This is a genomic window from Ligilactobacillus hayakitensis DSM 18933 = JCM 14209 (assembly GCF_000615845.1).
Taxonomy (GTDB): Bacteria; Bacillota; Bacilli; order Lactobacillales; family Lactobacillaceae; genus Ligilactobacillus; species Ligilactobacillus hayakitensis.
In genome coordinates this window covers 1-2,629 of record NZ_BAML01000060.1, presented here as the reverse complement: position 1 = coordinate 2,629, position 2,629 = coordinate 1, and the positions used below count along the sequence as shown (strand labels likewise).

Annotated in this window: 2 protein-coding genes; both read left to right on the top strand. The window is 34.7% G+C overall.

Annotation, left to right across the window (positions count from 1 at the left end; translation table 11 throughout):
• Nucleotides 1-612 precede the first annotated feature (612 nt).
• Nucleotides 613-801: a hypothetical protein gene (locus JCM14209_RS08475; protein ID WP_025023029.1), complete on the top strand. Its 189-nt coding sequence runs from the start codon at nt 613-615 to the stop codon at nt 799-801.
• A gap of 363 nt (nt 802-1,164) precedes the next feature.
• Nucleotides 1,165-2,629, top strand: a 1,465-nt coding sequence (locus tag JCM14209_RS09565) for a YSIRK-type signal peptide-containing protein (protein WP_035520338.1), incomplete at its 3' end; no start/stop codon positions are given.

Below are 2,629 nucleotides of genomic sequence, written 5' to 3'. Positions count from 1 at the left end.
TAACGAGCTTGCAAGTGAGGGCTATCCCTCCAGTGGTTAAAACCACTGGTATCCCGCCCTAAAATCAATGAAGTGTGCAAATATTAAGGCTGGCAGTTTTAAACGCTACATTTTCATAATGCTCATACCGTGAAAAAATATATAGTATATTCAGTCGATAATGATGTTTTTTCGGCGTTCAACATATAAAAGGTGTGAAAAAAATACTCAAATTCAAAATAATTTATATAACTTTTTTGTGAAAAGTTATGTACAATGGGGTATTTATTTTTGTATAATATTATTTGTAGGGGGCGATTTATTTTTAAATTGTCTCTTACCCGATAAGGTGGGATTTGTCGGGTATCTTAGGTTGTGTATATTGTAGAGTGTATACATATACTATGAGATCAAAACGTATTATACAGTATGATTCATGTTAATTTTGTTGGGAAAATTGAATTTTATTCAGTTTTTTGGTTGTTATTTCTTTAACATGGGTTATTGAAGCTAGGATTTATCCTGGCTTTTTTTGTAGCATAGAGTCGATGATTGAATTAAAAGGAAGTATGAAAACTATTTCGAATTATATGATTAGTAAGTGGGGGATGGAAGCTTTGGGGCCATTCAAGATTGAATGGTTTGCCAGCAAGATTACATAAACAATTCCCAATGATTACGCATGAAAAATTCTCGGAATATACCGCAAGTGTCAGTCACTTGCAAACTGTGTGGCTGATGTTAGGATTATTTATCGTTGTCTTTTTAGTGTTAGCCGATATTGGTTTACATCAAATCGAAAGCGATACGCGTTCAAGTTAAGCACTAAAAATATAGTCTGATGGTCAAACGACTGTCGGGCTATTTTTTTGTGGAAATTTTGGGGTAAATATAAAAAAATTTAGGAGAGATATTGGTGAAACAGTTAATGTCAATGGTGGTTTATCTATAAAATTATATATAAAGTTTACAAAAAGTATATTGGTGTGATATAGTTTGTTTTTGTGATTCACGATAAATATGGACTTTGTCTTTAAAGGGGGATGAAGATTAAAGTTCGAAAGTAAACAAAATAGGTATAAATTTCAAGATGATATACATTGTATGTATAGCTAATTTTAATTAGACAAAAAGTATAACGAAAAAATTCCTGATGAGAGAAAAAATTGAGAAGGGAATTTTGAAGTGGTTTCTAAAAATAACAGTCATATATATAAGCAAAAAATGGATCGCAAGGATTTTAGATATTCGATTAGAAAATTGAATGTTGGAGTTGCTTCGGTTTTAGTCGGGATAACGTTTGGATTGGGGGCAATGAGTGCCCAAAAGGTGGCGGCCGCTGAAATTTCAGATAATCAAGCATCAACCTTAATGCCAGCGCCGACAAGTGAACAAAGCAAACGCCAAGCGATAGTTGAAATAACTAATAATCAAAAAGAAAATCCCCAACAAACCGATGACATGTTAGAGGAAAATAAAATCCAAATCAAGGCAGCTCAAGCTGAAGTTAACTTGAATCAAGCGCAAGGAAATTTAAATGATGTCGCTGAAGTAAAAAATACGGTATTTAATGGTAATAAAACGGGATGGAATCAAAAGTATTGGCCCCAATTAGCGGTTGAAGTCCAAGAAATTTTATACAATGATGGCAGATCCATCGTTTATCGCGACAAAAATGATAAAGTCGTTGTCATGGAGCGTATAGGAAATAGTGGCAAATATAGACCGAAAAAAAGAAATACTGATGAGTTATTGAGAAGGATATTTGGTTTTGATCATAGTGCGCCAATCATAAACCTTTCAGCAACTATCAAGAACATGGGGTTGGAAAATGATTTTTATGAAGACACTGAAAATCAGGTAGGTTACTACAGTATTTCAAAGGCGTCAATTAGTAAAATGACAGCTGATAAAATTGTTGCGATAGATTATTTAGATGATTTCTTTAGAGTGCCGTTAAGCAAGCACCTCCAAATTCTTGATGAAAATAAGCAGGTGGTTAATCCTGAAGAGATGTTGGCTAAAAAACTCTACAAAGTGTTGTTATTTGCGACTGATATGGCCAACTTAACTTCAATGAAGAGTTTTAATGTTGTGCTCGGGAAGATGGCGGATAAGAGTAAAGCAGTTGTTGATAAGACAGAATTGAAAAATGTAATCGCAAATCGAAGTATAATTGTCAATAAAAATCAAATTACCTTAGATGATGGGACAAGCGTTATACTTGATCCAGCTGATAAAGCCATGTTGGTAGATATTATAATTGAGGCTGAAAAGGTCTTAGATGATCAAAATGCGAGTCAAGATAAAGTGGATTACGCTAAACGAAATTTGGAAGCTGCGGTCGAGGCTATCAAAGAAAAAGCGAAACAAAAAGCTAACGAATTAAATAATGTTGAGGAAATGCCAAATCAAAACGAAACTAAACCTAGTAGCGGCAAGGGAAGTTTTGTGGTTGATATTCCCAAGGACAATCCAACCGATGAAAAAACAGGGAAGGATTCAAATGAAGAAACTCCAGTGGTGACACAAGTGCCAAGCGATTATCCAACATATGACTTACCTGAAGCGGCAGTGCCAGAGATAACAGAAGTACCAAAAGACTATCCAACGTACGATTTACCGGAAGCAGCAGTACCAGAGATAACAG